Below are 24977 nucleotides of genomic sequence, written 5' to 3'. Positions count from 1 at the left end.
ATTCTTGTAGGAGCCGGCTTGCCGGCGAAGGCGACCGCATGGGCCTCTTCGCTGCCAAGCCAGCGCCTGCAGGCAGGGTCAGAACAGTTTGAGAGGTTCTTCGTTGAGGGCCGCCAGCTGTTCGCGCAGGGCCAGGACCTGATCCCCCCAGTAACGTTCGCTGCCGAACCAGGGGAAGCTGTGGGGAAAGGCCGGATCGTCCCAGCGTCGTGCCAGCCAGGCGCTGTAGTGCATCAGGCGCAGGGCTCGCAGCGGTTCGATCAGGGCCAGTTCCCGCGGGTCGAAATCATGGAACTCGCTGTAGCCGTCCATCAGTTCGGAGAGCTGGCTGAGGCACTCCTGGCGGTCGCCGGCCAGCATCATCCACAGGTCCTGCACCGCCGGGCCCATGCGGCAGTCGTCCAGGTCGACGATATGGAACATCTCGTCGCGGCACATCATGTTGCCGGGGTGGCAATCGCCGTGCATGCGGATGTTCTGGTGCGGGGTGGCCTGGTAGACCTCTTCCACCCGCTTGAGCAGGTCCCGGGCCACGGACTCGTAGGCCGGTAGCAGGCTCTTGGGAATGAAGTTGCCTTGCAGCAGGGTCGCCAGTGAGTCATGACCGAAGTTCTTCACGCCCAGGACTTCGCGGTGCTCGAAGGGGCGGGTGGCGCCCACGGCATGCAGGCGACCGAGCAATTGCCCGAGGCGATAGAGTTGATCCAGGTTGCCCGGTTCGGGCGCGCGCCCGCCACGTCGGGGAAACAGGGCGAAGCGAAAGCCCGCATGCTCGAACAGGCTGGCACCGTCGTGGATGATCGGTGCGACCACCGGCACATCGCACTCGGCGAGTTCGAAGGTGAAGCGGTGTTCTTCCAGGATCGCTTCGTTGGTCCAGCGCTGGGGGCGGTAGAACTTGGCGATCAGCGGTTCGCCTTCGTCGATGCCGACTTGATAGACGCGATTTTCGTAGCTGTTGAGCGCCAGCACGCGGGCGTCGCTGAGAAAACCGATGCTTTCAACGGCGTCCAGAACCAGGTCGGGGGTCAGTGTTTCAAACGGGTGCGACATGCTTACTCCTGCGCGCAGCAGGCTGCCGCGTCCGGCCAAGCATGGTAACGCAGACGGGGAGCCAGCGGGGGAGGGTTTGCTGGTGGTTCGGCTGGGCGCCAGGTTGGCCGGCGAGCCGGCTGCTACGGACGTAGGAGCCGGTTGGGCGCGGGGCGGGTTCAGGCGCCGATGATGCCGCCGTCTTCCCGGGTGATAGCCATCACCGAGGAGCGCGGCTTGCCGTTGGGCAGGTGCTCGGGGAAGGTTGAGCCACCGGTTTCTCCCGGGTGCTGGATGCCGACGAACAGGGTCTTCTGGTCCGGGGCGAAGGCGATCCCGGTGACTTCGCAGCCCACAGGTCCGACCATGAAACGACGGATTTCACCGCTGTCCGGGTCGGCGCAGAGCATCTGGTTATTGCCCATGCCGGCAAAATCGCCGCTGTTGCTGTAGTCGCCGTCGGTGAGGATCCACAGGCGTCCGGCTTGGTCGAAACCCAGGCCGTCGGGGCTGTTGAACATGTTCTCTGGGGTGATGTTGGAGGAGCCGCCCTTGGGCTGGCCGGCATGCACAGCGGGGTTGCCGGCGACCACGAACAGGTCCCAGGAAAAACTCATCGCGCCATGATCGTCGCCGCCGGTGCGCCAGCGCAGGATCTGTCCGTAGACATTCTTCTCCCGCGGGTTGGGGCCACCTGCTGGCTGGCCGTCTTCGCCACGCTTGGCGTTGTTGGTCAGGGTGCAATAGACCTGGCCGTCCTTGGGACTGACCACAATCCATTCCGGGCGGTCCATGCGCGTGGCCTGGACCACGCTGGCCGCCAGGCGTGCCTGGATCAGTACCTGGGCCTGGTCGGCGAAGCCGCTGCTGGCGTCGATGCCGTTCTTGCCGTGAGTCAACTCGATCCACTGGCCCTGGCCCTTGGGACGGTCCGGGTTGCCGTCGCCGGCATCGAAGCGCGCCACGTACAGGGTGCCGTGGTCCAGCAGGTCGCGGTTGGCCTTGGGGTTGCGGTGGTTGATCTTGTCGCGGCTGATGAACTTGTAGATGAATTCCCCGCGCTCATCGTCGCCCATGTAGACCACGGCGCGGCCGTCGCGTGTTTGCGCCAGGGCCGCGTTTTCATGCTTGAAGCGGCCCAGGGCGGTGCGTTTGACCGGGGTCGATTGCGGGTCGAAGGGATCGATTTCCACCACCCAGCCGTGACGGTTGAGCTCGTTGGGATTCTTGGCCAGGTCGAAACGCGGATCGTGGGGGTGCCAGTTGATGTCCTTGCTGGTCACCACCGCGCCGTAGCGTTTCTGCGCGGCGTCGAACTTCTGCTCGGGATTGCTGCTGCCGAAGCAGTCGGTGAAGTTCTCTTCGCAGGTCAGGTAGGTGCCCCAGGGGGTCTTGCCGTTGGCGCAGTTCTGAAAGGTGCCCAGGACTTTCCTGCCCTTGGGGTCGGCAGCGGTCTTGAGCAGGTCGTGACCGGCGGCAGGGCCGCTGAGGCGGATTGGCGTGTTGCCGTGGATGCGCCGGTTGTAGCGTGAACCCTGGACGAACTGCCACTGGCCGTTCTTGCGCTGCACTTCGATGACCGACACCCCTTCGCTGGCCTGGGCCTTGCGCACGTCCTCGGCCGATTGCGGCTGGCCGCCGTGGGAATAGAGGTAGCGGTAGTTGGTGTATTCGTTGTTGATCGCCATCAGTGCCCGGTGCTTGTCGTCCGGGAAGGCGAACAGGCTCATGCCGTCGTTGTTGTCGCCAAACTGCACTTCCTGGGCCTGGGCGGTGCCATTGCCGCTGGGGTCGAAGGCCGGCCCGTTCTTGGTCAGCGGCTGGCCCCAACTGATCAGTACCGAGGATTTGTAGCCCGCCGGCAGGGTGATGTTGTCGCTGGTGGCGGCGGCAATGCCGGCAAAACCCAGCAGCTGGCTGTTGCCGGCGCTGACACTGGTGGCCAGGGCGCTGCGGCCGAGCAGTCCGCCACCGAGAAACAGGGCGGCGCCGCACAGGGCACCGGCACCGATGAAACCCCGGCGGCTGAGGCCGACCATCTGTTCCAGGTCGGTGGGTTGGTCTTCTTCTAACAGGCTCATAGCAGGCTCCCTGCGGGTTTTTGCAGCCACCTTAATGAGCGCCTATGACGAATATGTTGCAGCCTGAAGTCGTCGCACTCCGCTTACAGCGGGGTGCCGAGCAGGACATGGGAGGCAGAGAACTGCACCTGGACCGGTTTGCCCTCTGTCATTTCCAGCGTCTTGAGCCGGTGCGGCTCGGCCAGGGCGCAGAGGGTCTGGCCGTTGGGCAGGGTGATGCGCACCTCGCAGGGGCCGTCTTCGGCGTCGAGAATCTGCTCGACGGTCCCGCTCAGGCAATTGTGTCCAGTTGTTACTTGGGCGTCGGCAGGGTGCAGGTCCAGCCAGCCGGCCTTGATCAAGGCCACCACTTCAGTGCCGGTTTCCAGTTCCAGGCGCTGGGTGCTGTCGTGGGTGATCTGCGCTTTGAGGAGCAGGCCTCCTGGCAGTTCCAGGCTGATCAGGTCATTGCAGCCTAGAGGTGCGATCTCGCGGATCTTGCCGTGCAGCTGGTTGCGGGCACTGGTGCGCAGCATCAGGCGCCCCAGCAGATCGAGATCGCTGGCATCTTCTGCGGCTTCCAGCACTTGGGCCTGCAGTGCTTGCAGGCGTTGGTAAAGCCGCAACACGCGTTCGCCCTCGGCGGAGAGTTTGGCCCCGCCACCGCCCTTGCCGCCGACGTTGCGCTCTACCAGCGGGCGCTGAGCCAGGTTGTTGAGCTCATCGATGGCATCCCAGGCGGCCTTGTAGCTCAGGCCGGCGCTTTTGGCCGCGCGGGTGATGGAACCCTGTTCGGCAATGTGTTGCAGCAGGGCGATGCGTTGCGGGCGGCGGGCGATGTGCTGGGTCAACAGAGTGGGCAAGGACATGGCAGGGACGCTTTGGGCACTGAAGATGGACAGGGAGTTTGCGGTTTGAGCGATGAGAGTCAAGTCAGTCGGGGGTGGCGGGTCTTGCGGTTCGGGCCAGGCAATAGACATCCACTTGACGGGCGCCGGCATTGATCAGCAACCGGGCCAGGGCCTGGGCAGTGGCACCTGTGGTGAGGACGTCGTCCACCAGGGCCAGGTGGCGGCCGGCCACAGGCGCGTCGGCGGCGAGGGCGAAGGCCTGGCGCAGGTTGCGCTGACGGGCACGTGCCCCCAGGCCTTGTTGTGCCGGGGTGTCCTGGGTGCGCAGCAGCAGAAGGGGCTCCACCGCCAGTTGCAGGTGTTCTCCCAGCCACTGGGCCAGCATGCCGGCCTGGTTGAAGCCTCGCTGGCGCAGGCGTCGACGGGACAGCGGCACCGGCAGCAGGCAGTCTGGCCGGGGCAGGCCTTCATCGTAGCGATAGTGAAGGAATTGGCTGAGAAGTTCGGCCATCAGTCGGCCAAAAGGCCACTTTTCATGATGTTTGAAACGACTGATCAGGCTGTCCACCGGAAAATCGTAACGCCAGGGGGCGATGACCCGTCGAAACGCGGGGAGACGTTGCAGGCACTGGCCACAGGTCAGGCTGGCGGCGGGCAGGGGCAGGGCGCAGACCGAGCATTGGGCGCCGAGCCAGGGCAGTTCGTCCTGACATGAACTGCACAGGGCCAGGGCTGAATCGCTGGGTTCATCGCAAAGCAAACAGAGTTGTTTGTTTTTTGACCAGATGTAAACTGGTCCTTTGTATTTGGGTTGACAGTGCATGGCTCTTCCTTAAATATGCCGAACATCCGTGTTGCGGCTGTGGACTTTCCCTGTCCTGCGCCGCTTGCCAAGCATAATCAAGGAATCGCCCATGAGCGCCAGCACCACCGCTACCCTGCGTCATGACTGGACTTTGGCTGAAGTCAAAGCCCTGTTCGTCCAGCCATTCAATGACTTGCTGTTCCAGGCGCAGACGGTGCACCGCGCGCATTTCGATGCCAATCGGGTCCAGGTTTCGACCCTGCTGTCGATCAAGACCGGCGCCTGCCCGGAAGATTGCAAATATTGTCCGCAGTCCGGCCACTACAACACCGGCCTGGAAAAGGAAAAGCTCCTCGAAGTGCAGAAGGTGCTGGAGGAGGCCGCTCGGGCCAAGGCCATCGGCTCTACGCGTTTCTGCATGGGCGCCGCCTGGAAGCACCCTTCGGCCAAGGACATGCCCTATGTGCTGGAGATGGTCAAAGGCGTGAAGGCCATGGGCCTGGAAACCTGCATGACCCTGGGCCGTCTCGATCAGGACCAGACCGAGGCCCTGGCCAAGGCCGGCCTGGACTACTACAACCATAACCTCGACACCTCGCCGGAGTTCTACGGCAGCATCATCACCACCCGCACCTACAGCGAGCGCCTGCAAACCCTGGCCTACGTGCGTGACGCCGGGATGAAGATCTGTTCCGGCGGCATTCTCGGCATGGGCGAGTCCCTGGACGACCGCGCCGGCCTGCTGATCCAGCTGGCCAACCTGCCGGAGCACCCGGAGTCGGTACCGATCAACATGCTGGTGAAGGTGGCCGGCACGCCGCTGGAAAACGCTGAGGACGTGGACCCATTCGACTTTATCCGCATGCTCGCCGTGGCACGGATCCTCATGCCGCAATCCCACGTGCGCCTGTCCGCCGGCCGCGAAGCAATGAACGAGCAGATGCAGGCCCTGGCCTTCTTCGCCGGTGCCAATTCGATTTTCTACGGCGACAAGCTGCTGACCACCGCCAACCCGCAGGCCGACAAGGACATGCAGTTGTTCGCGCGCCTGGGCATCCAGCCCGAAGCCCGGGAAGAGCACGCCGACGAAGTGCATCAGGCGGCCATCGAGCAGGCCCTGGTGGAGCAGAAGAGCAGCGAGCAGTTCTACAACGCTGCCGTCTGACCTCCTGTGGTAGGAGCCGGCTGACCGGCGAACCCCGTGAACGGCGCAAGTGCGACGGGTTTCGCGTCGTCTGTTTCGCTGGCAAGCCAGCTCCTACGGGTAATGTGTCTGTGAGCCAATATCGAGGCCAGCATGTCTTTTGATCTCGCAGCACGGCTTGCAGCCCGTCGTGCTGAACATCTGTATCGCCAGCGTCCGCTGCTGGAAAGCCCTCAGGGGCCGCAAGTGGTGGTGGACGGCCAGCCATTGCTGGCTTTCTGCAATAACGACTACCTGGGCCTGGCCAATCACCCGCAGGTGATCGAAGCCTGGCGCGCTGGTGCCAGCCGCTGGGGCGTGGGCGGCGGCGCTTCCCATCTGGTGATCGGTCACAGCGCTCCTCATCACGCTTTGGAAGAAGCCCTGGCCGAGTTCACGGGGCGCCCGCGGGCGTTGCTGTTTACCACGGGCTACATGGCCAATCTCGGTGCGGTCACGGCGTTGCTCGGGCAGGGTGACACGGTGCTGGAAGACCGTCTCAACCACGCTTCCCTGCTGGATGCCGGCCTGCTCTCTGGTGCGCGCTTCAATCGCTATCTGCACAACGATGCAGGGAGCCTGGTCAAACGCCTGGAGAAGGCCACTGGCAACACCCTGGTGGTCACTGATGGGGTGTTCAGTATGGACGGCGATGTCGCCGACCTGCCGGCCCTGGCCCGGGAAACCAAGGCCCGCGGTGCCTGGCTGATGGTGGACGATGCCCATGGCTTTGGTCCGCTAGGGGCCAACGGTGCCGGGTTGGTGGAACACTTCGGCCTGGGGCTGGATGAAGTGCCGGTGCTGGTGGGCACCTTGGGCAAGGCCTTCGGTACCGCTGGGGCCTTTGTCGCCGGTAGTGAGGAGTTGATCGAAACACTGATCCAGTTCGCCCGGCCCTACATCTATACCACCAGCCAACCGCCGGCACTGGCCTGCGCCACGCGCAAGAGCCTGGAGTTGCTACGCAGCGAGCACTGGCGGCGTGAGCACCTGGCGAATCTGATTCGTCAGTTCCGGCTGGGGGCCGAGCAGATTGGCTTGGAGCTGATGGACAGCTTTACCCCGATCCAGCCAATCATGGTGGGCGACAGTGCCCGGGCCATGGAGTTGTCACGGATGCTCCGTTCGCGGGGGATCATGGTTACCGCCATCCGTCCGCCGACCGTGCCGGCCGGTAGTGCGCGGCTGCGGGTGACGTTGTCCGCCGCCCACAGCGAAGCGCAGGTCCAGCTATTGTTAAGCGCGTTGGCGGATTGTTTCAGTGAACTGCAAACGAGGCCTAGCCATGCGTGATCGACTGATCCTGTTGCCGGGCTGGGGGCTGGGGGTGTCGCCCCTGGAACCTTTGGCTGCCGCTTTGCAGGGGCTGGATGAACACTTGCGGGTGGAGATCGAGCCCCTGCCGGAGCTGACGTCCAGCGATCTGCAGGCATGGCTGGACGAGCTCGACGATGCGCTGCCGGATGACGCCTGGCTGGGGGGCTGGTCCCTGGGCGGCATGCTCGCCGCGGAGTTGGCGGCCCGACGCGGCGAGCGCTGCTGCGGTTTGTTGACCCTGGCCAGCAATCCCAGCTTCGTTGCTCACGAGCAATGGTCCAGTGCCATGGCCGCTGAGACCTTTGACGGCTTCCTGGCCGGCTGCGCCGCTGATCCGCGCACCACCCTCAAGCGCTTTTCCCTGCTGTGTGCCCAGGGCGCCGTCGATCCCCGCGGCTTGTCGCGGATGCTGCTGGGCGGGGCGCCGGCGACGCCGGGTGCGGTGCTGATGGCGGGTCTGGAGTTGTTGGCGCAGTTGGATACGCGCGAAGCCTTGCTGGCTTTTCGTGGCCCGCAGTTGCACCTGTTCGCCGGGCTGGATGCCCTGGTGCCTGCCGAGGCGGCCGCCGAGTTGCTGGTATTGCTGCCGGATATAGAAGTTGGCCTGATCGAGCAGGCCAGCCACGGTTTTCTTCTGGAGGACCCCCACGGAGTGGCAGGGGCGATCCAGGCTTTTTTGCATGAGTCCGGCGATGACTGATTTGTCTGTTCCTGTCTTACCCGCAGGCCTGCCTGACAAGCGTCAGGTGGCGGCTTCGTTTTCCCGCGCCGCAGCCAGTTACGACAGCGTTGCCGAGTTGCAGCGCACGGTCGGCCAGCAATTGCTGAGCCGTTTGCCTGAAGGCTGGACGCCTGCGCGCTGGCTGGACCTGGGCTGTGGTACGGGGCATTTCAGTCGAGTGCTGGGGGCACGCTTCGCCGGCAGTCAGGGGCTGGCCCTGGATATTGCCGAGGGCATGCTCAAGCACGCGCGGCCCCAGGGTGGCGCCGAGCACTTTTTCGCTGGAGATGCTGAGCGCCTGCCGTTGCAGGGCAGCAGCTGCGAGCTGATTTTCTCCAGCCTGGCGGTGCAGTGGTGTGCCGACTTTGCTGCCGTGCTCAGTGAAGCCCAGCGGGTGCTCAAGCCGGGCGGTGTGCTGGCTTTTGCCAGTCTGTGCGTCGGCACTTTGCAGGAGCTGCGTGAGAGCTGGGGGCGGGTCGATGGGCAGGTCCACGTCAATCGCTTTCGTGAGTTCGCACGCTATCGCCACTTGTGCGATGCCAGTGGTTTGCATGTACGTAGCCTGGAGAGCGTTCCCCATGTTCTGCATTACCCGGATGTGCGTAGTCTGACCCATGAGTTGAAAGCCTTGGGTGCACACAATCTGAATCCAGGTCGTCCCGGCGGCCTCACCGGACGCGCGCGTATCGCCGGGTTGATCGAGGCTTACGAGGGGTTTCGTCAGCCCCAGGGGCTGCCGGCGACCTATCAGGTGGTGTATGCCGTGTTGGAGAAACCGCTATGAGTGCTGCCTATTTCATTACTGGCACCGACACCGATGTGGGTAAAACCACCATTGCCGCGGGACTGTTGCATGCGGCGCGGCTGGCCGGGCTGAGTACCGCGGCAGGCAAACCTGTGGCTTCCGGGTGCGAGTTGAGCGCCAAGGGCCTGCGCAATGCCGATGCTCTGGCATTGCTGGCGCAGTCGTCGTTGCCGTTGAGCTATGAAGAGGTCAATCCGGTCGCCTTCGAGCCGCCCATCGCACCGCATCTGGCGGCACGAGAGGCCGGGGTGGCATTGACGGTGCAGTCATTGCTGACGCCCATGCGCCACATTCTGGCCAAGGGGGCGGATTTCACCCTGATCGAAGGCGCGGGTGGCTGGCGAGTGCCCCTGGCGGATCAGGACAACCTGTCGGATCTGGCCATGGCGCTGGGCTTACCGGTGATTCTGGTGGTGGGCGTAAGACTGGGCTGCATCAATCATGCGTTGTTGACGGCCGAGGCCATTGCTCAGGACGGTCTGCAACTGGCGGGCTGGGTGGCCAATATCATCGATCCCAAGACCTCTCGTCTGGAAGAAAACCTCGCGACTTTGGCGGAGCGCCTGCCTGCGCCGTGCCTGGGCCGAGTACCGCGACTCAAGTCAGCCAGTGCCGAGGCAGTGGCCGAACATCTGCAGTTGGATCTGCTGGACTAGATTTTGCCTATGGCAAGGCATATTGCCATTAGTGTTTTTGACGGGTGTTTTTTTGACAGGTCTGCTTCAATAACACCTGTCATTCATTTTCAAGGTCGAGTTCTCTTATGGAAATTTCCGGGAACAGCGCTTTCTACGCCGGACTGAACGCGATTCAGACTGGGCAGAATCGTGTCGATCAAGGTTCCAGCCAGATCGCCAGCAGCGCCGTTGAGCGCTCTGCCGACAGCCAGGCGTCGGCGGATTCGGTCAATCGCCTACGGGGCGTGGACCGCAGCCAGAGTTCGGACCTGGCCAGCAGCATGGTCGAGATGTCCATGGGCAAGGTCCAGGTGGAACTGGGCGTCAAAGTTGCCAAGGCCTCTGATGAGGTACTCGGTACCCTGATCGATACCTACGCTTGATCACTCTGCACTAAAGCCCGCTTCTCTCACGCGAGGCGGGCGTTTGCTCATGCCTTTCCCTTCTGTGGTTCCTCTTCTTCATTTCTTTGTGTAACTGATCGTCGGCGAGCCGGCTTCTACACTTCACGGCAGCGCTGTGGGTATTTGCCTGCGCGTGCATTTTGTTTCGATGACGAAAGGCATGGGAGCGACGCTTGACAAGATTTGGGCCTAAACGTATGTTTCAAACACCTGTTTGACCGCTATAAAAAATCTACGCGGTTGTTCATTCCCGGTTACATCAGCAGAGGTTTATCGCTATGCCTGACTACAAGGCCCCCTTGCGTGATATTCGCTTCGTTCGTGACGAACTGCTCGGCTATGAGGCGCACTATCAGAGCCTCCCGGCTTGCCAGGACGCCACTCCGGACATGGTTGACGCCATTCTCGAGGAAGGTGCGAAGTTTTGTGAGCAGGTACTGGCGCCGCTGAACCGTGTGGGCGACCAGGAAGGTTGCACCTGGAGTGAATCCGGCGTTAAGACCCCGACTGGCTTCAAAGAGGCCTACAAGCAATTCGTTGAAGGCGGCTGGCCAAGCCTGGCTCACGACGTCGCGCACGGTGGTCAGGGCCTGCCTGAATCCCTGGGCCTGGCAGTCAGCGAAATGGTCGGCGAAGCCAACTGGTCGTGGGGCATGTACCCAGGCTTGTCCCACGGCGCGATGAATACGATTTCCGAGCACGGTACTCCTGAGCAGCAAGAGGCTTACCTGACCAAGCTGGTGTCCGGCGAGTGGACCGGCACCATGTGCCTGACCGAGCCGCACTGCGGCACCGACCTGGGCATGCTGCGCACCAAGGCCGAACCTCAGGCTGATGGTTCCTACAAGGTCACTGGCACCAAGATCTTCATCTCCGCCGGTGAACACGACATGGCCGACAACATCGTCCATATCGTTCTGGCCCGTCTGCCGGACGCACCGGCCGGCACCAAAGGCATTTCGCTGTTTATCGTGCCCAAGTTCCTGCCTAACGCTGACGGCAGTGTCGGCCAGCGCAACGCGGTCAGCTGCGGTTCCCTGGAACACAAGATGGGCATCCACGGTAACGCCACCTGCGTGATGAACTTCGACGCGGCCACCGGTTTCCTCATCGGCCCGGCGAACAAAGGCCTGAACTGCATGTTCACCTTTATGAACACCGCGCGTCTGGGCACCGCTCTGCAGGGCCTGGCCCACGCCGAGATCGGCTTCCAGGGTGGCCTGAAATACGCTCGCGACCGTCTGCAAATGCGCTCCCTGACTGGCCCGAAAGCGCCGGACAAGGCCGCGGACCCGATCATCGTGCACCCTGACGTACGTCGCATGCTGCTGACCATGAAAGCCTTCGCCGAAGGTAACCGGGCGATGGTGTACTTCACTGCCAAGCAGGTCGACATCGTCAAATACGGTGTGGACGAAGAAGAGAAGAAGAAAGCCGATGCACTGCTGGCTTTCATGACTCCGATCGCCAAGGCATTCATGACCGAAGTCGGCTTCGAGTCCGCCAACCACGGTGTGCAGATCTACGGTGGCCACGGTTTTATCGCCGAGTGGGGCATGGAGCAGAACGTTCGCGACAGCCGTATCTCGATGTTGTACGAAGGCACCACTGGCATCCAGGCTTTGGACCTGCTGGGCCGCAAAGTGCTCATGACTCAGGGCGAGGCCCTCAAGGGTTTCACCAAGATCGTCCACAAGTTCTGCCAGAACAACGAAGGCAGCGAAGCCGTTAAGGAATTCGTCGCTCCGCTGGCGGCACTGAACAAGGAGTGGGGCGAGCTGACCATGAAAGTGGGCATGGCCGCGATGAAGGACCGTGAAGAAGTGGGCGCTGCTTCGGTGGACTACCTGATGTATTCCGGTTATGCCTGCCTGGCCTACTTCTGGGCCGACATGGCCCGTCTGGCGGCTGAAAAGCTGGCAGCCGGCACTACCGAAGAGGCTTTCTACACGGCCAAGTTGCAGACTGCGCGCTTCTACTTCCAGCGCATCCTGCCGCGCACCCGCACTCACGTTGCAACCATGCTGTCGGGCGCCAACAACCTGATGGACATGAAGGAAGAGGACTTCGGCCTGGCCTACTAAGCCTTACCGGACCTTTCAGGAAGCCGTTCGCCCTCCGGGTCGAGCGGCTTTTTGTGTCTGCAGAATCTTCATGAAAATTCCCGACTAAATCGCTAAGCAGAAGCGATTTCCTGCCGTTAAAGAGATGGCAATGTGATGTCTGTCACACCGCGTGTGCTTAACTTCAATAAATGAAGGCACAATGCCATCTATTGATCAGCCGGGTCGGAGTTTTACCCTTGCCGCGTTCTTCCGCTGTACGTTTCAGTCATTTCCTACCGTCTTTGCTGCTTTTGCTTGCGGGGCTGGCGGCCGCTTACGTCAAGGACCTCAACGTCTTCTTCACTTCGCTGTTCAATGTGCTACCAACGCTGGTGCTGTTGCTTGGCGGAGCCTATTGCGCTGTGTACCGGCGCCAGCGTGAACTGTTTTTGATGGTCACGGTGTACATCGCCTATTTTCTGCTGGATACCCAAACCGATTTCTACCGGGATAACGGCAGGGTCCGCGAAGATGCCGCGGTGGTATTCCACCTTTGCTGCCTTTTGCTCCCCTTGTTGTTTGGCCTGTTCGCAGCCTGGCAGGAGCGTACCCACCTGTTTCAGGACATGGTTGCGCGTTTTGCCGTGTTATTGGCGTTTGGCAGCGTCGCCCTGGGCCTGGAGCAGAGTTACCCACAGGCGTTGCTGAACTGGCTGGCAGAGATCCGTTGGCCGGCTTTGCATGGCAGTTGGATGAGTCTGATCCAGTTGTCTTATCCGGTATTCTTCGCGGCATTCCTGCTGCTGGCGATCCAGTACTGGCGCAGTCCGCGACCGCTGCACGCAGCGCAGTTGGTGGGCTTGCTGGGTTTGTTCTGGATGCTGCCCAAGACGTTCATCCTGCCATTCACCCTGAACATCATGTGCAGTCAGGTCATGTTGATGATTGCTGCGGCGGTGGCCCATGAGGCTTACCAGATGGCGTTCCGTGACGAGTTGACCGGCTTGCCGGGGCGCCGGGCGCTCAATGAGCGCATGCAGCGTCTGGGTCGCAATTATGTGCTGGCCATGACTGACGTCGATCACTTCAAGAAATTCAACGACACCCACGGTCACGATGTCGGGGATCAGGTGCTGCGTCTGGTGGCCAGCAAGCTGTCAAAAGTCACTGGTGGTGGGCGCGCCTATCGTTACGGAGGGGAAGAGTTTGCCGTGGTATTTGCCGGCAAGACCCTGGACGAGTGCATGCCGCACCTGGAGATGATTCGCGAGATCATCGCTACCTACAACATTCAGTTGCGCAATCAGGACAACCGCCCCCAGGACGACCAGCAAGGCCGCCAGCGCCGCGGCGTTGCAGCGGCATCCAGTGTTTCGGTGACCATCAGCATCGGTGTCGCCGAGCGACTGATGGAGCACCGGACCCCCGAAGAAGTGCTCAAGTCCGCCGACCAGGCGCTCTACAGTGCCAAGGGTGCGGGGCGTAACTGTGTCATGGCCTTCGGGCAGAATCGCCGTGGCGCAGTGCGCATGGATACGGCTGCGGGTTGAGTGATGATGGCGCATTCAGCGACTTGAACGTCATTGGCAGGCTGAGGACGGCGGCAGTAGGTTGGAGAAACCTGCTGCCGGAGAAATCATCATGCCCGAGTATCAAGCTCCCCTGCGCGACATGCGCTTCCTGATCGATCATGTCTTCGACTTTCATGGCAGTTACGCCGCACTGGGAGCCAGCGATGCCAGCCCGGACATGGTCAGCGCGATCCTCGAGGAAGGGGCGAAGTTCTGCGAGAACGTCCTGGCTCCGCTGAACCGCTCCGGTGACGAGGAAGGCTGCCATTTCGACAATGGCGTAGTGACCACCCCCAAGGGTTTCAAACAGGCTTTCGCCCAATACGTCGAAGGCGGTTGGCATGGCTTGGCCGCCGATCCTGCCTATGGCGGCCAGGGGCTGCCCCATTCCCTGGGGCTGGTGATCAGCGAGATGGTGGGCTCCAGCAACACTTCCTGGGGCATGTACCCGGGGCTGACCCATGGTGCGATGTCGGCGATTCATGCCCATGGCACCGACGAACAGAAGCTGCTGTACCTGAACAAACTCATCGCCGGGCAGTGGACCGGCACCATGTGCCTGACCGAAGCCCATTGCGGTACCGACCTGGGCCTGATCAAGACCCGAGCGGTGCCCCAGGCCGATGGCAGTTATGCGTTATCGGGGAGCAAGATTTTCATCTCTGCCGGCGAGCACGACCTGAGTGAAAACATCATTCACCTGGTGTTGGCCAAACTGCCGGACGCACCGGCCGGGACCAAAGGCATTTCCCTGTTCATCGTGCCCAAGTTCCTGCCGGACGCAGCAGGTGAGGTCGGCGAGCGCAACGGAGTGAGTTGCGGCTCCGTCGAGCACAAGATGGGAATCAAGGCTTCGGCTACCTGTGTACTGAACTTCGACGGCGCCAAGGGCTTCCTGATCGGCGAGGCCAATAAAGGCCTGAACTGCATGTTCACCATGATGAATCACGCGCGCCTGGGCACCGGAATGCAGGGGCTGTGCCTGGGGGAGGCGAGCTTTCAAGGTGCGATCAAGTACGCCAACGATCGTTTGCAGATGCGCGCTCTGACCGGGCCCAAGGCGCCGGACAAGGCGGCTGACCCGATCATCGTCCACCCCGATGTACGGCGCATGCTGCTGACCATGAAGGCGTTCAATGAAGGCAACCGGGCCCTGGCCTATTTCACCGCCCAATTGCTGGATGTGGCTCATCTGAGCGCCGATCCGGCCCAGCGTCAGGACGCCGAGAACCTCCTGGCGTTCCTGACTCCGATCTGCAAGGCCTTCATGACCGAGACGGGCCTTGAGGTGACCAACCACGGCATGCAGGTGTTTGGCGGTCACGGCTACATTCGTGAGTGGGGCATGGAGCAACTGGTGCGCGATTGTCGTATCGCCCTGATCTATGAGGGCACCAACGGCATCCAGGCTCTGGACTTGCTGGGCCGCAAGGTGCTGGGCAGCCAGGGCAAGCTGTTACTGGGGTTTACCAAGATCGTTCATAAGTTCTGTGGGGCACATGCCGAGCATCCGCAGCTCAAGGCCTACATCGCGCAACTGGATGGCTTGAACCGTCAATGGGGCGAGTTGACCACCCGGGTGGGCATGGCCGCCATGAAAAATCCGGATGAAGTGGGGGCCGCAGCCCTGGATTACTTGATGTACAGCGGCTACATCGTTCTGGCCTATCTCTGGCTGCGTATGGCCCTGGTGGCACAGCAACAACTCGATGCAGGTGAAGGCGACGGCGATTTCGCCACCGCCAAGCTGGCCACCTGTGCGTTTTACTTCAAGCGACTGCTGCCACGTACCGGCGCCCATCTGGCGGCAATCGAAGCTGGCGGTGATTGCCTGATGAGCCTGCCGGCGCAGATGTTCGCTTTGTAAGTACGCTGATGTGCCCTGGACAAGGCCCGCTTCTCGCGGGCTTTTTCTTGTGGTTATTTGGTTGTGACTAAAATTAACAATAAAGTCATGAGTTGACCCTATGTGTCGCAAAAGTTGTTCGGTTACACTCGACTTTTCGTAAATGGGCCCGTTCCGGCCCGCTTGTTTAGATCTTGCGAGGTTTGCCATGGCTGACTACAAAGCGCCCCTGCGCGATATGCGCTTCGTCCTCAATGAAGTCTTCGAGGTCGCCAAACTCTGGGCTCAACTGCCAGCTCTGGCCGAGACTGTGGACGCCGAGACTGTTGAGGCGATTCTGGAGGAAGCGGGCAAAGTCACCGCCCGCAGCATCGCTCCGCTGAGTCGCGGTGCCGACGAGGAAGGCTGTCATTGGAACGATACCGTCGTAACCACTCCCCAAGGATTCACCCAGGCTTATCAGACCTACGCCGAAGGCGGTTGGGTCGGCGTGGGCGGTGATCCCGAGTTCGGCGGCATGGGCATGCCCAAGGCGGTATCCGCCCAGGTCGAGGAAATGGTCAACTCCGCGAGTCTGGCATTTGGCCTGTATCCGATGCTGACGGCGGGAGCTTGCCTGTCGATCAATGCCCACGCCAGCGAAGAGCTGAAAGCCACTTACCTGCCAAACATGTACGCCGGTGTCTGGGCCGGTTCCATGTGCCTGACCGAGCCCCATGCCGGCACCGACCTGGGCATCATCCGTACCAAGGCCGAACCTCAGGCTGACGGTTCCTATGCCATCAGCGGGACCAAGATCTTCATTACCGGTGGTGAGCACGACCTGACGGAAAACATCATTCACCTGGTGCTGGCCAAACTGCCGGATGCGCCGGCCGGGCCCAAGGGGATCTCCCTGTTTCTGGTGCCCAAGTTCATGGTCAACGCCGACGGCAGCCTGGGTGAACGCAATCCGGTGAGTTGCGGCTCGATCGAACACAAGATGGGTATCCAGGCCTCGGCCACTTGTGTGATGAACTTCGATCAAGCGATAGGTTATCTGGTGGGCGAGCCGAACAAGGGCTTGGCAGCGATGTTCACCATGATGAACTACGAGCGCCTGGGTGTCGGTATCCAGGGCCTGGCCACCGGTGAGCGCTCCTATCAGAACGCGGTGGAGTATGCCCGTGACCGCCTGCAGAGTCGTTCACCGACCGGGCCGCAAGCCAAGGACAAGGTAGCCGATCCGATCATCGTGCACCCGGACGTGCGGCGCATGTTGCTGACCATGAAGGCGGCCAACGAAGGTGGCCGGGCATTCTCCACCTATGTGGCGATGCAACTGGATACCGCCAAATTCAGCGAAGATGCCGAGACCCGCACGCGCGCGGAAAGTCTGGTGGCTTTGCTGACTCCCGTGGCCAAGGCGTTCCTTACCGACCTGGGTCTGGAAACCACGGTTCATGGCCAGCAGATTTTTGGCGGCCACGGCTACATTCGCGAATGGGGCCAGGAGCAATTGGTGCGCGACGTGCGGATCACCCAGATCTACGAAGGCACCAACGGTATCCAGGCCCTGGACCTGGTGGGGCGCAAGATCGTCGGTAGCGGTGGGGCGTTCTACCGTCTGTTCGCTGATGAAATTCGCCATTTCACCGCCACAGCCGATGCGCAACTGGGCGAGTTCACCCTGCCTTTGAACGCGGCTCTGGACAATCTGGACGAGCTGACCGCCTGGCTGTTGGATCGGGCCATCAGTAACCCCAACGAAATCGGCGCGGCTTCGGTGGAGTATCTGCAGGTCTTTGGCTACACCGCCTACGCCTACATGTGGGCCCTGATGGCCAAGGCGGCGCTGGGCAAGGAGCAGGAAGAGGACTTCTACGCCAGTAAACTGGGAACCGCGCGGTTCTATTTCGCCCGTTTGCTGCCGCGTATCCACTCCCTGGCCGCCTCGGTGAAAGCGGGTAGTGAATCGCTGTTCCTGTTGCAGGCGGAGCAGTTTTAATCGGGAGAACCTTTGTAAGTCATCTCTTACATAACGTGCTGCTGATCGTCCATATCGGTAGATGACGGCTGAGGCTAATCTACTTCACATGGACGTCGCGCAGGAAGCGCAAAGCAACAACACGGACACGTAGGATTCCGCCAGGATGGTGGAGTGAAAAGGATGTCAGGGAAACAGTCTGCAAAACCCCGCTTCGGCGGGGTTTTCTTTTGTCCGGATTTTTTATTTTGGCGACGTCAACCCAGGATTTCTGGCACCGCAGTGCCGCCCAAGCGCCCGTCTTGGGTGTTCATCGAATCCTCCAATAACGTACGCAGCAGTTCCAGCGTTCCTTGCTGACGCTGCAGATCGCGACACACCAATCCGACTTTCAACGGCACCCTGGGCTCGCTCAGCGGTTTCCACAGCAGTTCCCTGTTGCTGTGCTGTTGTTGCGAGCGCCCTGGAAGTACGGTGGCCAGTCGGGTATGAGGCAGGCTGTCGAGAATACCGGCCATATTGTTCAACTCCGCTTGCACCTGGGGGCGCCGTCCCAGGTTGGCCAGCTGCGCTTGCCAGATCTGGCGGATCTGAAACTCTTCGCCCAACAGCAGCATCGGCAACTCCGCTGCCTGGCTCATGGAGACCTTCTTGAATTCGCGCAGCGGATGCTGTTCGGGGATGACCAGTGTCAGCTCATCTTCGTACAGCGGGACACCATGCAAGCCGGGTTGGCGTGGTGGCAGGTAGCTGATGCCGATGTCCAACGTGCCATTAAGCAACCGTCGTTCGATTTCCAGACCGGTCAATTCGTAGATCTGCACCACCAGGTGGGGCTGGGCCTTGCGCACTCGTTCGAGCATCTGCGGCACCAGGCTGCTATGCACCGTTTGCAGTACGCCGATGGCCAGGGTACGCAGGGCCTGGCCCTTGAAGTTGCGCAGGGCCTCACGGGCTTGTTGCAGGCCATCGAGCAGGGGCAGGGCGTGATTGTAGAGAGTATGGGCGGCCAGGGTCGGCAACAGGCGCTTGCTGCTGCGTTCAAACAGGCTGACGTCGAGGTTCTGCTCTAACTGACGGATCTGCTGGGAGAGTGCCGGTTGTGAGATCGACAGGCGCTCGGCAGCACGGCCCACGTGACCTTCTTCATACACCGCGACGAAATAACGCAGTTGCTTGAAATCCATAAGTATTTCTTATCGAAAAAGCTTAAAAAACGAAATGGCCGTAAGCCCGCAAGGCGCCTAGTCTAGCGCCTATTCACAGGGCTTACAGGGCCAAGACGCGCGATGAATACCGTTTACGTCGATGGTGTTTACATAGGCAAGGCAAAAAATCTCGGCCAGGGTCTGGTCATCGATACCGACAAGTACCCGGTTGCAAACCGTCTCTGGTTATGGACACAAGGCCTGGGCAGCGATGAACAGGGTGATCCGCGCTTTCATACTGGCCCAGAACGAGCCCTGCACCACTATCCCGCAGAGCATTACGCCCACTGGCGCAAACGTTATCCACAGTTCGACTGGTCGGCTCCGGCCTTTGGTGAAAATCTCTCGACACGTGGCCTGACCGAAGAACAGGTGTGCCTGGGGGACATGTTCCGTTGGGGTGGCGCGCTGTTGCAGATCAGCCAGCCCCGTTCTCCTTGCTATCGCTTGAGCCAGCGTTGGGGCCTGGTGAATCTGCCCCAGCAAGCCCAGGACAATGGACGCTGTGGCTGGTTCTACCGGGTGCTCAAGCCCGGCTTTGTCCAGGCGGACGAACCCTTCGAACTGATCCAGCGCAGTTATCCCGGCCTGACCGTAGCCTGGGCCCTTCGCTGTTTTTTCCAGGAGCCTCTGGAGCATAAAGGCTTGAAAATGTTGATTGATTGTCCGGCACTGTCCTCGCGCTGGCGCGATATCGCTATCAAGCGTATGCGTACCGGCTGCGTCGAGGATTGGTCTTCACGCCTGCTGGGCCTGCCATTGGAGGGGCTGCGGGCATGAATCTGTTCAATCTGCGCCGCACTCCGCCAAGCCTGGAGGATCTGGCTATCGAGCCCTGTGCGACCGCCTCGGACGATGCCAGCGCCAGTGAGTGCCTGATGCCCAGTGTGCAGCGCCCCCAGCCGGTGTTCGTTCGTGGCCAGGGCTCCTGGTTGTGGGACAGCAATGACCGCACCTACCTGGATTTCACCCAGGCCGGGGCGGCCAACAGCCTGGGCCACAGTCCTTCGGTACTGGTCAACGCCATCGCTGCCCAGGCCCAGTCGCTGATCAATCCCGGGTCGGGTTTCTATAACCGCGGCATGCTCAGGCTTGCCGACCGGCTGTGCCGTAGTACCGGTAGCGACCAGGCCTATCTGTTGAGTAGTGGCAGCGAGGCCTGCGAGGCGGCGATCAAGCTGGCACGCAAGTGGGGTCAACTGCATCGCGGCGGCGCGGCGGGCATCATCACTGCCAGCCGCAGTTGCCATGGCCGCGGTTTTGCCGCGTTATCAGCCGCGGGCGGTGGCTCCCCAGGCAATCGTTTCGAACCTCAACTGCCAGGCTTCAGCCAGGTGCCATTCAATGATCTGCCTGCTTTGCATGCGGCGGTGGATGCTCAGACCGTGGCCATCATGCTGGAGCCGATCCAGGGGGAGGCCGGGGTCATTCCGGCGACAGAACACTACCTCAAAGGGGTGGAGCGCCTGTGTCGTGAGCTGGGCATTCTGCTGATCCTCGATGAGGTCCAGACCGGCATCGGCCGCTGCGGCACCCTCTTGGCCGAGCAGTTGTACGGCGTGCGCGCCGACATCATCACCTTGGGCAAGGGCCTCGGCGGCGGCGTGCCCCTGGCGGCGTTGCTGGCGCGGGGCAAGGCCTGTTGTTTCGAGCAGGGCGAGCTGGATGGCACCCACCACGGCAATGCATTGATGACCTCCGCCGGCCTGGCCGTGCTGGACAGTCTGCAGGAGCATGGTTTTCTGCAGCAGGTGCGCAGCAACGGGCAGTACCTGGGGCAGCAGTTGACCCAACTGGCGGCCCGTTACGCCCACGGCGAGGTACGAGGGCATGGGTTGTTCTGGGGCATGAGCCTGGCGGACGACTCAGCGCAGGCGGTGCTCAAGGCGGCGTTGCACGAGGGCCTGTTGCTCAGTGCTGTGCAATCGGATTGCTTGCGCTTCACCCCGGCCCTGAGTGTCAGCAAGGGCAATATCGATGAAATGCTCCTGCGCCTGGCCCGGGCCTTTTCCCGCGTGCGGACCGCGCAATTGCAATGCCGCAAGGGAGTAGCCGTGTGAAATCTGGCTGATCCTGGGGCATTCGCTGACGCTCAGTCCCGAGCACATCCGACTTTACGTTGACTGAATTCCTGAACCGTCTCGCGGTATAACGCGTCGCCCCGTGTCCGATTTTTCGCACGGGGCGTTTTTTTGTCTCCGTACCGTCAGGAGGACAATGATTGCGCTGAACCCTGGCACGCGGCCAGGGTCGATTGCAGGTGAGGCTCAGCCGAGCCCGACTTCTATCAGGAGCTGCCTTATGGACTTGATTCGCATCATCTTCGCCATTCTCTTGCCGCCCTTGGGGGTCTTTCTGCAAGTGGGCTTTGGCGGCGCTTTCTGGCTGAACATCCTGCTGACGCTGTGCGGATACATCCCCGGTATCGTGCACGCGGTGTACATCATCGCCAAACGCTGATTATCCAAGCTGCCCGTTCCAACGGAACGGGCAGCACCCGCTTAGCATTGCGCTTGCAGCACCTTCTGATAAAACCGCCATTCCTGTTCCAGTGCGTGAGCCTGATTGTCCGCCTTGCGAAAGCCGTGGCGTTCATCCGGGTAATAGTGGGCCTCGGCAGCAATGCCCTGATCCTGGAGCGCTTTGAGCATGTCGCGGGTCTGCTGGGGCACCACCACGGCGTCCAACTCACCCTGGAAAAACACCACGGGCACGCTGATGTTGCTGGCGTACAGCAGTGGCGTGCGCTCCTGATAGCGCTCGTTGTCCTGCTCTGGATCGCCAATCAGCCAGTCCAGATAGTCCCCTTCGAATTTGTGCGTGGAGCGGGTCAGGGCAATGGGATCGCTGACCCCGTACAGGCTGGCGCCGGCACAGAAGACCTTGGCGAAGGCCAGGGCGCAGAGGGTGGTGTAGCCTCCGGCGCTGCCGCCACGGATGAACGCCAGTCTTGGGTCGATCAGCCCTTGTTGCTCCAGATAGGACACCACCGCACAGGCATCTTCCACGTCCACTTCGCCCCAGCGCTGATGCAGGGCCTGGCGATAGGCCCGGCCATAACCGGTGCTGCCCCGGTAGTTCAGGTCGGCCACGGCAAAGCCGCGCTGGGTCCAGAACTGGATACGCGGGTCCAGGATCGGATAGCAGGCGGAGGTGGGACCGCCGTGAATGAACACCACCAGAGGCGGTCGGTTGACCCCATTCATGGCCGGGTAGAAGAAGCCATGGGCCTGTCCTTCGCCACTGGGATAGCACAGGGTTTGTGGTCGGCTGATGCGCTCCGTCGGTAGCGGCGCGACACCGCCGGCCAACACCTGCACCTGCTGGGTTTCACGTTCGATGGCGAGGATGGCCGAGGGACTGACGGGGGACGCGGCGATGCAATACAGGTAGTGCTGATCCAGCGCCAAGCCGCGAAAGCGACTGTAGTTGCCGCTGAAGTCCTGTTGCGAACCGTCGGCGTGACGCAGTCCGAGACGGCCAAACCCTTCCTCGGTCCAACTGCCGAACCAGGAGTCCCCACCAAGGGGCATCCAGGTGCGACACCCCAACTGCCAGGGGGCCGGGGCATGATCAGCTGCGGCACAGGGCAGCGGCCGCAAGCCGCTGTCCGACTCGGCCCAGGGTTGCCAGAAACCCTGGCGATCCGTGAGGCAATAGAGTTGGTTGTGCTGATCGAAGCGCGGTTGCTGCAGGGACTCTTCCTGGCCATCGCCCGCCATGCAACGGGGGGCGCCCCAGGTGCCGTCGGCCAGGCGTTCGGCGAGCATCAGGCGAGTGCTGGTCCAGGGCTGATGGGGGCGATCCCATTCGATCCAGGCCAGACGTTGGCCATTGGGGCTCAAGGTCGGCGCGGCATAGAAGTCGGCCCCGGCGGCGAGCAGGCGGCGCTGGCCGCTATGGATGTCGATGGCCACCAGCCGGTGCTCGTTGGCGCACTCTTCCACGGCCAGTACTTGATCGGCGTGCGCATGCAGGTCCCCGTAGCGGCAGTCGCCCCGGGTCAGGGCCACTGGCGCACCCTCTTTCAGGGACTGCCGATACAGTTGCTGGTCCGTTTCATTGACGAACAGCAGGACGTCGCCGCTGAGGCAGAAGGCACCTCCGCCGTATTCATAGACGCGGCTGCGGACGCTGAAGCCCGGCGGCGTCAGGCAGCGGGCCTGGCCTTGCTGCCAATGCCAGATGCGGCAGCTGGCGTCCGCAGGACGGTATTCATTCCAGAACACCCCATCGGGTGTCAGTTGCAGCTCGGCAAAATCGATCCCGGCGGTGGTGGCCTGGTTGGCGCTGAAGGGCTTAACCCTTGGCGATGAGGCGTGAGTTTCGTTCATTGCGAAAGGCCAGTTGTTCAATGGTTTGGGTGGCCGTTTCGGATTCTTCGCGGGCCTTGAGAATCATCCCGTGGTGTTCCGATTTACTGCACACCGGGTCGGCATTGCTGGCGTCCCCCGTGAGCATGAAGGCTTGGCAGCGGCAGCCGCCGAAGTCCTTTTCTTTCTCGTCGCAGGAGCGACATGGCTCCGGCATCCAATCGTAACCGCGAAAGCGGTTGAAGCCGAAGGAGTCGTACCAGATGTGCTGCATGCTGTGGTCGCGCACATTGGGGAATTGCACCGGCATTTGCCGCGCGCCGTGACAGGGCAGGGCGGTGCCGTCCGGGGTGACGGTGAGGAAAATGCTGCCCCAGCCGTTCATGCAGGCCTTGGGGCGTTCTTCGTAGTAGTCCGGGGTGACGAAAATCAGCTTGCAGGGATGCCCTTGGGCTTCCAGCTTGGCGCGGTATTGGTTGGTGATGTGCTCCGCGCGCACCAGTTGCTCCCGGGTGGGCAGCAGGCCGACGCGGTTGAGCTGGGCCCAGCCGTAGAACTGGCAGGTGGCGAGTTCGACGAAGTCGGCTTCCAGGGCGATGCATAGCTCGATGATGCGGTCGATCTTGTCGATGTTGTGCCGGTGGGTGACGAAGTTCAGCACCATCGGATAGCCGTGAGCCTTGACCGCGCGGGCCATCTCCAGCTTCTGGGCGAAGGCTTTCTTGGAGCCGGCCAGCAGGTTGTTCACCTGTTCGTCGCTGGCCTGGAAGCTGATCTGGATATGGTCCAGGCCGGCTTTCTTGAAGTCGCTGATCTTCTGCTCGGTCAGGCCGATGCCGGAGGTGATCAAGTTGGTATAGAAGCCCAGCTTGCGCGCCTCGCCGATCAACTCGGCGAGGTCCTGGCGCACCAGCGGTTCGCCGCCTGAGAAGCCCAACTGCGCCGCGCCCATCTCCCGCGCTTCACGGAATACCTTGATCCATTGTTCGGTGCTCAGCTCCTTGCCCTGCTCGGCAAAGTCCAGCGGATTGGAACAGTAGGGGCATTGCAGTGGGCAGCGATAAGTCAGCTCGGCCAGCAGCCACAGTGGCAGGCCGACTTCCGGTTTGTCAGGCAGCGGCACCGACTCAGCCGAGTTCGATCCAGTGCTGGGCACGGGCGACCTCCATGAACTGCTCAATATCGTCACCGAGCTCGGCCACTCCGGGGAACTGTACTTCCAACGCCTGGATGATCGCCGCCACGTCACGCTCGCCGTCGATCAGGCCGCCGATCAGTGCGGCACTGTCGTTGAGCTTGATCATGCCTTCCGGGTAGAGCAATACATGGCCTTTTTGTGCCGGCTCGTACTGGAAGCGGTAACCGGGACGCCAGCGTGGGGTTTTGCTGCGGTCGAAACTCATAGGGTGATCCCCTTATGCCAGACCCGCTGATCGGTGACGCTGTGATAGGGCGGGCGGTTCAATTCATAGGCCATGCTCATGGCGTCGAGCATGCTCCAAAGGATGTCCAGTTTGAACTGGAGAATTTCCAGCATGCGTTCCTGACCGGCACGGGTGGTGTAGTGCTGCAGGGTGATGGCCAGACCGTGTTCCACATCGCGCCGGGCCTGGCCCAGGCGGGTGCGGAAGTACTCGTAGCCGGTCGGGTCGATCCAGGGATAGTGCTGGGGCCAGCTGTCCAGGCGCGATTGGTGGATCTGCGGGGCGAACAGTTCGGTCAGCGAGCTGCTGGCGGCTTCCTGCCAGCTGGCGCGGCGGGCGAAGTTGACGTAGGCGTCCACGGCAAAACGTACGCCGGGCAGCACCAGCTCCTGGGAGCGCAGTTGGTCCGGGTCCAGGCCCACGGCCTGGCCCAGGCGCAGCCAGGCTTCGATACCACCGTCTTCACCCGGGGCACCGTCATGGTCCAGCAGGCGCTGGATCCACTCGCGGCGAATGTCCCGGTCCGGGCAGTTGGCGAGGATCGCCGCATCCTTCATGGGGATGTTCACCTGGTAGTAGAAGCGGTTGGCGACCCAGCCCTGGATCTGTTCGCGGCTCGCCCGGCCTTCATACATCGCCACGTGATAGGGGTGATGGATGTGGTAGTAGGCGCCCTTGGCGCGCAGCGCCTGCTCGAATTCGGCGGGGGACAGCGGGGTGTCGGTCATGTGTGTTCTCCGGGGGGCTGC

22 protein-coding genes are annotated in these 24977 nt (G+C 61.9%); 13 read left to right on the top strand and 9 right to left on the bottom strand.

The genetic code is table 11. From position 1 onward, the window contains the following. Positions 1-78 precede the first annotated feature (78 nt). The 4 genes from ACMGF8_RS02190 to ACMGF8_RS02175 form a co-directional block, all read right to left on the bottom strand. Positions 79-1053: a serine/threonine protein kinase gene (locus ACMGF8_RS02190; RefSeq protein WP_416758551.1), complete on the bottom strand. Its 975-nt coding sequence runs from the start codon at positions 1051-1053 to the stop codon at positions 79-81. 158 nt (positions 1054-1211) lie between these two features. Continuing rightward, positions 1212-3113 (bottom strand): PhoX family protein, encoded by a 1902-nt coding sequence (locus ACMGF8_RS02185; protein ID WP_170002873.1) that lies wholly within the window; start codon positions 3111-3113, stop codon positions 1212-1214. Positions 3114-3196: 83 nt separating this feature from the next. Beyond that, positions 3197-3961 (bottom strand): TOBE domain-containing protein, encoded by a 765-nt coding sequence (locus ACMGF8_RS02180; protein WP_416758549.1) that lies wholly within the window; start codon positions 3959-3961, stop codon positions 3197-3199. A gap of 64 nt (positions 3962-4025) precedes the next feature. After that, entirely contained in the window at positions 4026-4766 is a 741-nt protein-coding gene (locus ACMGF8_RS02175) for a ComF family protein (protein WP_416758547.1), read from the bottom strand. A gap of 91 nt (positions 4767-4857) precedes the next feature. On the opposite strand from ACMGF8_RS02175, the gene bioB reads away from it, so the two are divergent. From bioB to ACMGF8_RS02125, 10 genes are all read left to right on the top strand, one after another. Continuing rightward, complete coding sequence (gene bioB / locus ACMGF8_RS02170) at positions 4858-5913, top strand: biotin synthase BioB (protein WP_102861956.1); 1056 nt, start codon at positions 4858-4860, stop codon at positions 5911-5913. A gap of 132 nt (positions 5914-6045) precedes the next feature. Continuing rightward, the gene (gene bioF / locus ACMGF8_RS02165; RefSeq protein WP_102861955.1) at positions 6046-7224 is read left to right on the top strand and encodes an 8-amino-7-oxononanoate synthase; all 1179 of its coding nucleotides are present in this window, start codon (positions 6046-6048) and stop codon (positions 7222-7224) included. Continuing rightward, positions 7217-7948, top strand: coding sequence for an alpha/beta fold hydrolase (locus tag ACMGF8_RS02160; protein ID WP_102861954.1), 732 nt, complete (start codon positions 7217-7219; stop codon positions 7946-7948). The genes bioF and ACMGF8_RS02160 overlap by 8 nt, the downstream gene beginning before the upstream one ends. Next, entirely contained in the window at positions 7941-8753 is an 813-nt protein-coding gene (gene bioC / locus ACMGF8_RS02155; RefSeq protein WP_416758544.1) for a malonyl-ACP O-methyltransferase BioC, read from the top strand. The genes ACMGF8_RS02160 and bioC overlap by 8 nt, the downstream gene beginning before the upstream one ends. Next, positions 8750-9430 carry a dethiobiotin synthase gene (gene bioD / locus ACMGF8_RS02150; RefSeq protein WP_102861952.1) on the top strand — a complete coding sequence of 227 codons (681 nt, stop codon included), beginning with the start codon at positions 8750-8752 and terminating at the stop codon, positions 9428-9430. The genes bioC and bioD overlap by 4 nt, the downstream gene beginning before the upstream one ends. Before the next feature lie 107 nt (positions 9431-9537). Beyond that, positions 9538-9834 (top strand): pyrroloquinoline quinone biosynthesis protein PqqE, encoded by a 297-nt coding sequence (locus ACMGF8_RS02145; RefSeq protein WP_102861951.1) that lies wholly within the window; start codon positions 9538-9540, stop codon positions 9832-9834. A gap of 299 nt (positions 9835-10133) precedes the next feature. Beyond that, on the top strand, positions 10134-11939 hold the full coding sequence (locus ACMGF8_RS02140) for a phenylacyl-CoA dehydrogenase (protein ID WP_416758541.1): 1806 nt from the start codon (positions 10134-10136) through the stop codon (positions 11937-11939). Positions 11940-12157: 218 nt separating this feature from the next. Beyond that, positions 12158-13450 carry a GGDEF domain-containing protein gene (locus ACMGF8_RS02135; RefSeq protein ID WP_102861949.1) on the top strand — a complete coding sequence of 431 codons (1293 nt, stop codon included), beginning with the start codon at positions 12158-12160 and terminating at the stop codon, positions 13448-13450. Positions 13451-13541: 91 nt separating this feature from the next. Continuing rightward, positions 13542-15338: an acyl-CoA dehydrogenase C-terminal domain-containing protein gene (locus tag ACMGF8_RS02130; RefSeq protein ID WP_416758539.1), complete on the top strand. Its 1797-nt coding sequence runs from the start codon at positions 13542-13544 to the stop codon at positions 15336-15338. Positions 15339-15525: 187 nt separating this feature from the next. Next, a complete protein-coding gene (locus tag ACMGF8_RS02125; protein WP_102861947.1) occupies positions 15526-17304 on the top strand; it encodes an acyl-CoA dehydrogenase C-terminal domain-containing protein in 1779 nt (592 codons plus the stop codon). A 236-nt stretch (positions 17305-17540) separates the two neighbouring features. Here ACMGF8_RS02125 and ACMGF8_RS02120 read toward each other — a convergent pair whose 3' ends face one another. After that, a complete protein-coding gene (locus ACMGF8_RS02120; protein WP_102861946.1) occupies positions 17541-18470 on the bottom strand; it encodes a LysR family transcriptional regulator in 930 nt (309 codons plus the stop codon). 102 nt (positions 18471-18572) lie between these two features. On the opposite strand from ACMGF8_RS02120, the gene ACMGF8_RS02115 reads away from it, so the two are divergent. The 3 genes from ACMGF8_RS02115 (at position 18573) to ACMGF8_RS02105 (ending at position 20951) form a co-directional block, all read left to right on the top strand. After that, entirely contained in the window at positions 18573-19271 is a 699-nt protein-coding gene (locus tag ACMGF8_RS02115) for an MOSC domain-containing protein (RefSeq protein ID WP_416758536.1), read from the top strand. Next, on the top strand, positions 19268-20551 hold the full coding sequence (locus ACMGF8_RS02110) for an aspartate aminotransferase family protein (protein ID WP_416758534.1): 1284 nt from the start codon (positions 19268-19270) through the stop codon (positions 20549-20551). The genes ACMGF8_RS02115 and ACMGF8_RS02110 overlap by 4 nt, the downstream gene beginning before the upstream one ends. Positions 20552-20792: 241 nt before the next feature. Beyond that, positions 20793-20951, top strand: coding sequence for a YqaE/Pmp3 family membrane protein (locus ACMGF8_RS02105; RefSeq protein ID WP_011063854.1), 159 nt, complete (start codon positions 20793-20795; stop codon positions 20949-20951). A gap of 41 nt (positions 20952-20992) precedes the next feature. On the opposite strand, the gene ACMGF8_RS02100 is transcribed toward ACMGF8_RS02105, so the two are convergent. Genes ACMGF8_RS02100 through pqqC form a run of 4 tightly spaced genes read right to left on the bottom strand, consistent with a single transcriptional unit; the run spans position 20993 to position 24956 of the window. Next, a complete protein-coding gene (locus tag ACMGF8_RS02100) occupies positions 20993-22825 on the bottom strand; it encodes a prolyl oligopeptidase family serine peptidase (RefSeq protein ID WP_416758532.1) in 1833 nt (610 codons plus the stop codon). Next, positions 22791-23960 (bottom strand): pyrroloquinoline quinone biosynthesis protein PqqE, encoded by a 1170-nt coding sequence (pqqE, locus tag ACMGF8_RS02095; RefSeq protein WP_102861942.1) that lies wholly within the window; start codon positions 23958-23960, stop codon positions 22791-22793. Before pqqE ends, ACMGF8_RS02100 begins: the two co-directional genes overlap by 35 nt. Beyond that, positions 23932-24207 (bottom strand): pyrroloquinoline quinone biosynthesis peptide chaperone PqqD, encoded by a 276-nt coding sequence (pqqD, locus tag ACMGF8_RS02090; protein WP_102861941.1) that lies wholly within the window; start codon positions 24205-24207, stop codon positions 23932-23934. The genes pqqE and pqqD overlap by 29 nt, the downstream gene beginning before the upstream one ends. Next, positions 24204-24956: a pyrroloquinoline-quinone synthase PqqC gene (pqqC, locus tag ACMGF8_RS02085; RefSeq protein ID WP_102861940.1), complete on the bottom strand. Its 753-nt coding sequence runs from the start codon at positions 24954-24956 to the stop codon at positions 24204-24206. The genes pqqD and pqqC overlap by 4 nt, the downstream gene beginning before the upstream one ends. Between the last annotated feature and the right edge of the window lie 21 nt (positions 24957-24977).

Origin of the sequence: Pseudomonas sp. BNK-7, from assembly GCF_048072025.1 — a bacterium.
GTDB lineage: Bacteria > Pseudomonadota > Gammaproteobacteria > Pseudomonadales > Pseudomonadaceae > Aquipseudomonas > Aquipseudomonas danubii.
The sequence above is the reverse complement of the archived record's forward strand: the minus strand, read 5'-3'. Positions and strand labels throughout refer to the sequence as shown.

Bases quoted from the DNA above. Each gene is read 5' to 3' on its own strand.
- ACMGF8_RS02190 (WP_416758551.1), bottom strand. From the start codon at position 1,053: ATGTCGCACCCGTTTGAAACACTGACCCCCGACCTGGTTCTGGACGCC.
- ACMGF8_RS02185 (WP_170002873.1), bottom strand. From the start codon at position 3,113: ATGAGCCTGTTAGAAGAAGACCAACCCACCGACCTGGAACAGATGGTC.
- ACMGF8_RS02180 (WP_416758549.1), bottom strand. From the start codon at position 3,961: ATGTCCTTGCCCACTCTGTTGACCCAGCACATCGCCCGCCGCCCGCAA.
- ACMGF8_RS02175 (WP_416758547.1), bottom strand. From the start codon at position 4,766: ATGCACTGTCAACCCAAATACAAAGGACCAGTTTACATCTGGTCAAAA.
- bioB (WP_102861956.1), top strand. From the start codon at position 4,858: ATGAGCGCCAGCACCACCGCTACCCTGCGTCATGACTGGACTTTGGCT.
- bioF (WP_102861955.1), top strand. From the start codon at position 6,046: ATGTCTTTTGATCTCGCAGCACGGCTTGCAGCCCGTCGTGCTGAACAT.
- ACMGF8_RS02160 (WP_102861954.1), top strand. From the start codon at position 7,217: ATGCGTGATCGACTGATCCTGTTGCCGGGCTGGGGGCTGGGGGTGTCG.
- bioC (WP_416758544.1), top strand. From the start codon at position 7,941: ATGACTGATTTGTCTGTTCCTGTCTTACCCGCAGGCCTGCCTGACAAG.
- bioD (WP_102861952.1), top strand. From the start codon at position 8,750: ATGAGTGCTGCCTATTTCATTACTGGCACCGACACCGATGTGGGTAAA.
- ACMGF8_RS02145 (WP_102861951.1), top strand. From the start codon at position 9,538: ATGGAAATTTCCGGGAACAGCGCTTTCTACGCCGGACTGAACGCGATT.
- ACMGF8_RS02140 (WP_416758541.1), top strand. From the start codon at position 10,134: ATGCCTGACTACAAGGCCCCCTTGCGTGATATTCGCTTCGTTCGTGAC.
- ACMGF8_RS02130 (WP_416758539.1), top strand. From the start codon at position 13,542: ATGCCCGAGTATCAAGCTCCCCTGCGCGACATGCGCTTCCTGATCGAT.
- ACMGF8_RS02125 (WP_102861947.1), top strand. From the start codon at position 15,526: ATGGCTGACTACAAAGCGCCCCTGCGCGATATGCGCTTCGTCCTCAAT.
- ACMGF8_RS02120 (WP_102861946.1), bottom strand. From the start codon at position 18,470: ATGGATTTCAAGCAACTGCGTTATTTCGTCGCGGTGTATGAAGAAGGT.
- ACMGF8_RS02115 (WP_416758536.1), top strand. From the start codon at position 18,573: ATGAATACCGTTTACGTCGATGGTGTTTACATAGGCAAGGCAAAAAAT.
- ACMGF8_RS02110 (WP_416758534.1), top strand. From the start codon at position 19,268: ATGAATCTGTTCAATCTGCGCCGCACTCCGCCAAGCCTGGAGGATCTG.
- ACMGF8_RS02105 (WP_011063854.1), top strand. From the start codon at position 20,793: ATGGACTTGATTCGCATCATCTTCGCCATTCTCTTGCCGCCCTTGGGG.
- ACMGF8_RS02100 (WP_416758532.1), bottom strand. From the start codon at position 22,825: ATGAACGAAACTCACGCCTCATCGCCAAGGGTTAAGCCCTTCAGCGCC.
- pqqD (WP_102861941.1), bottom strand. From the start codon at position 24,207: ATGAGTTTCGACCGCAGCAAAACCCCACGCTGGCGTCCCGGTTACCGC.
- pqqC (WP_102861940.1), bottom strand. From the start codon at position 24,956: ATGACCGACACCCCGCTGTCCCCCGCCGAATTCGAGCAGGCGCTGCGC.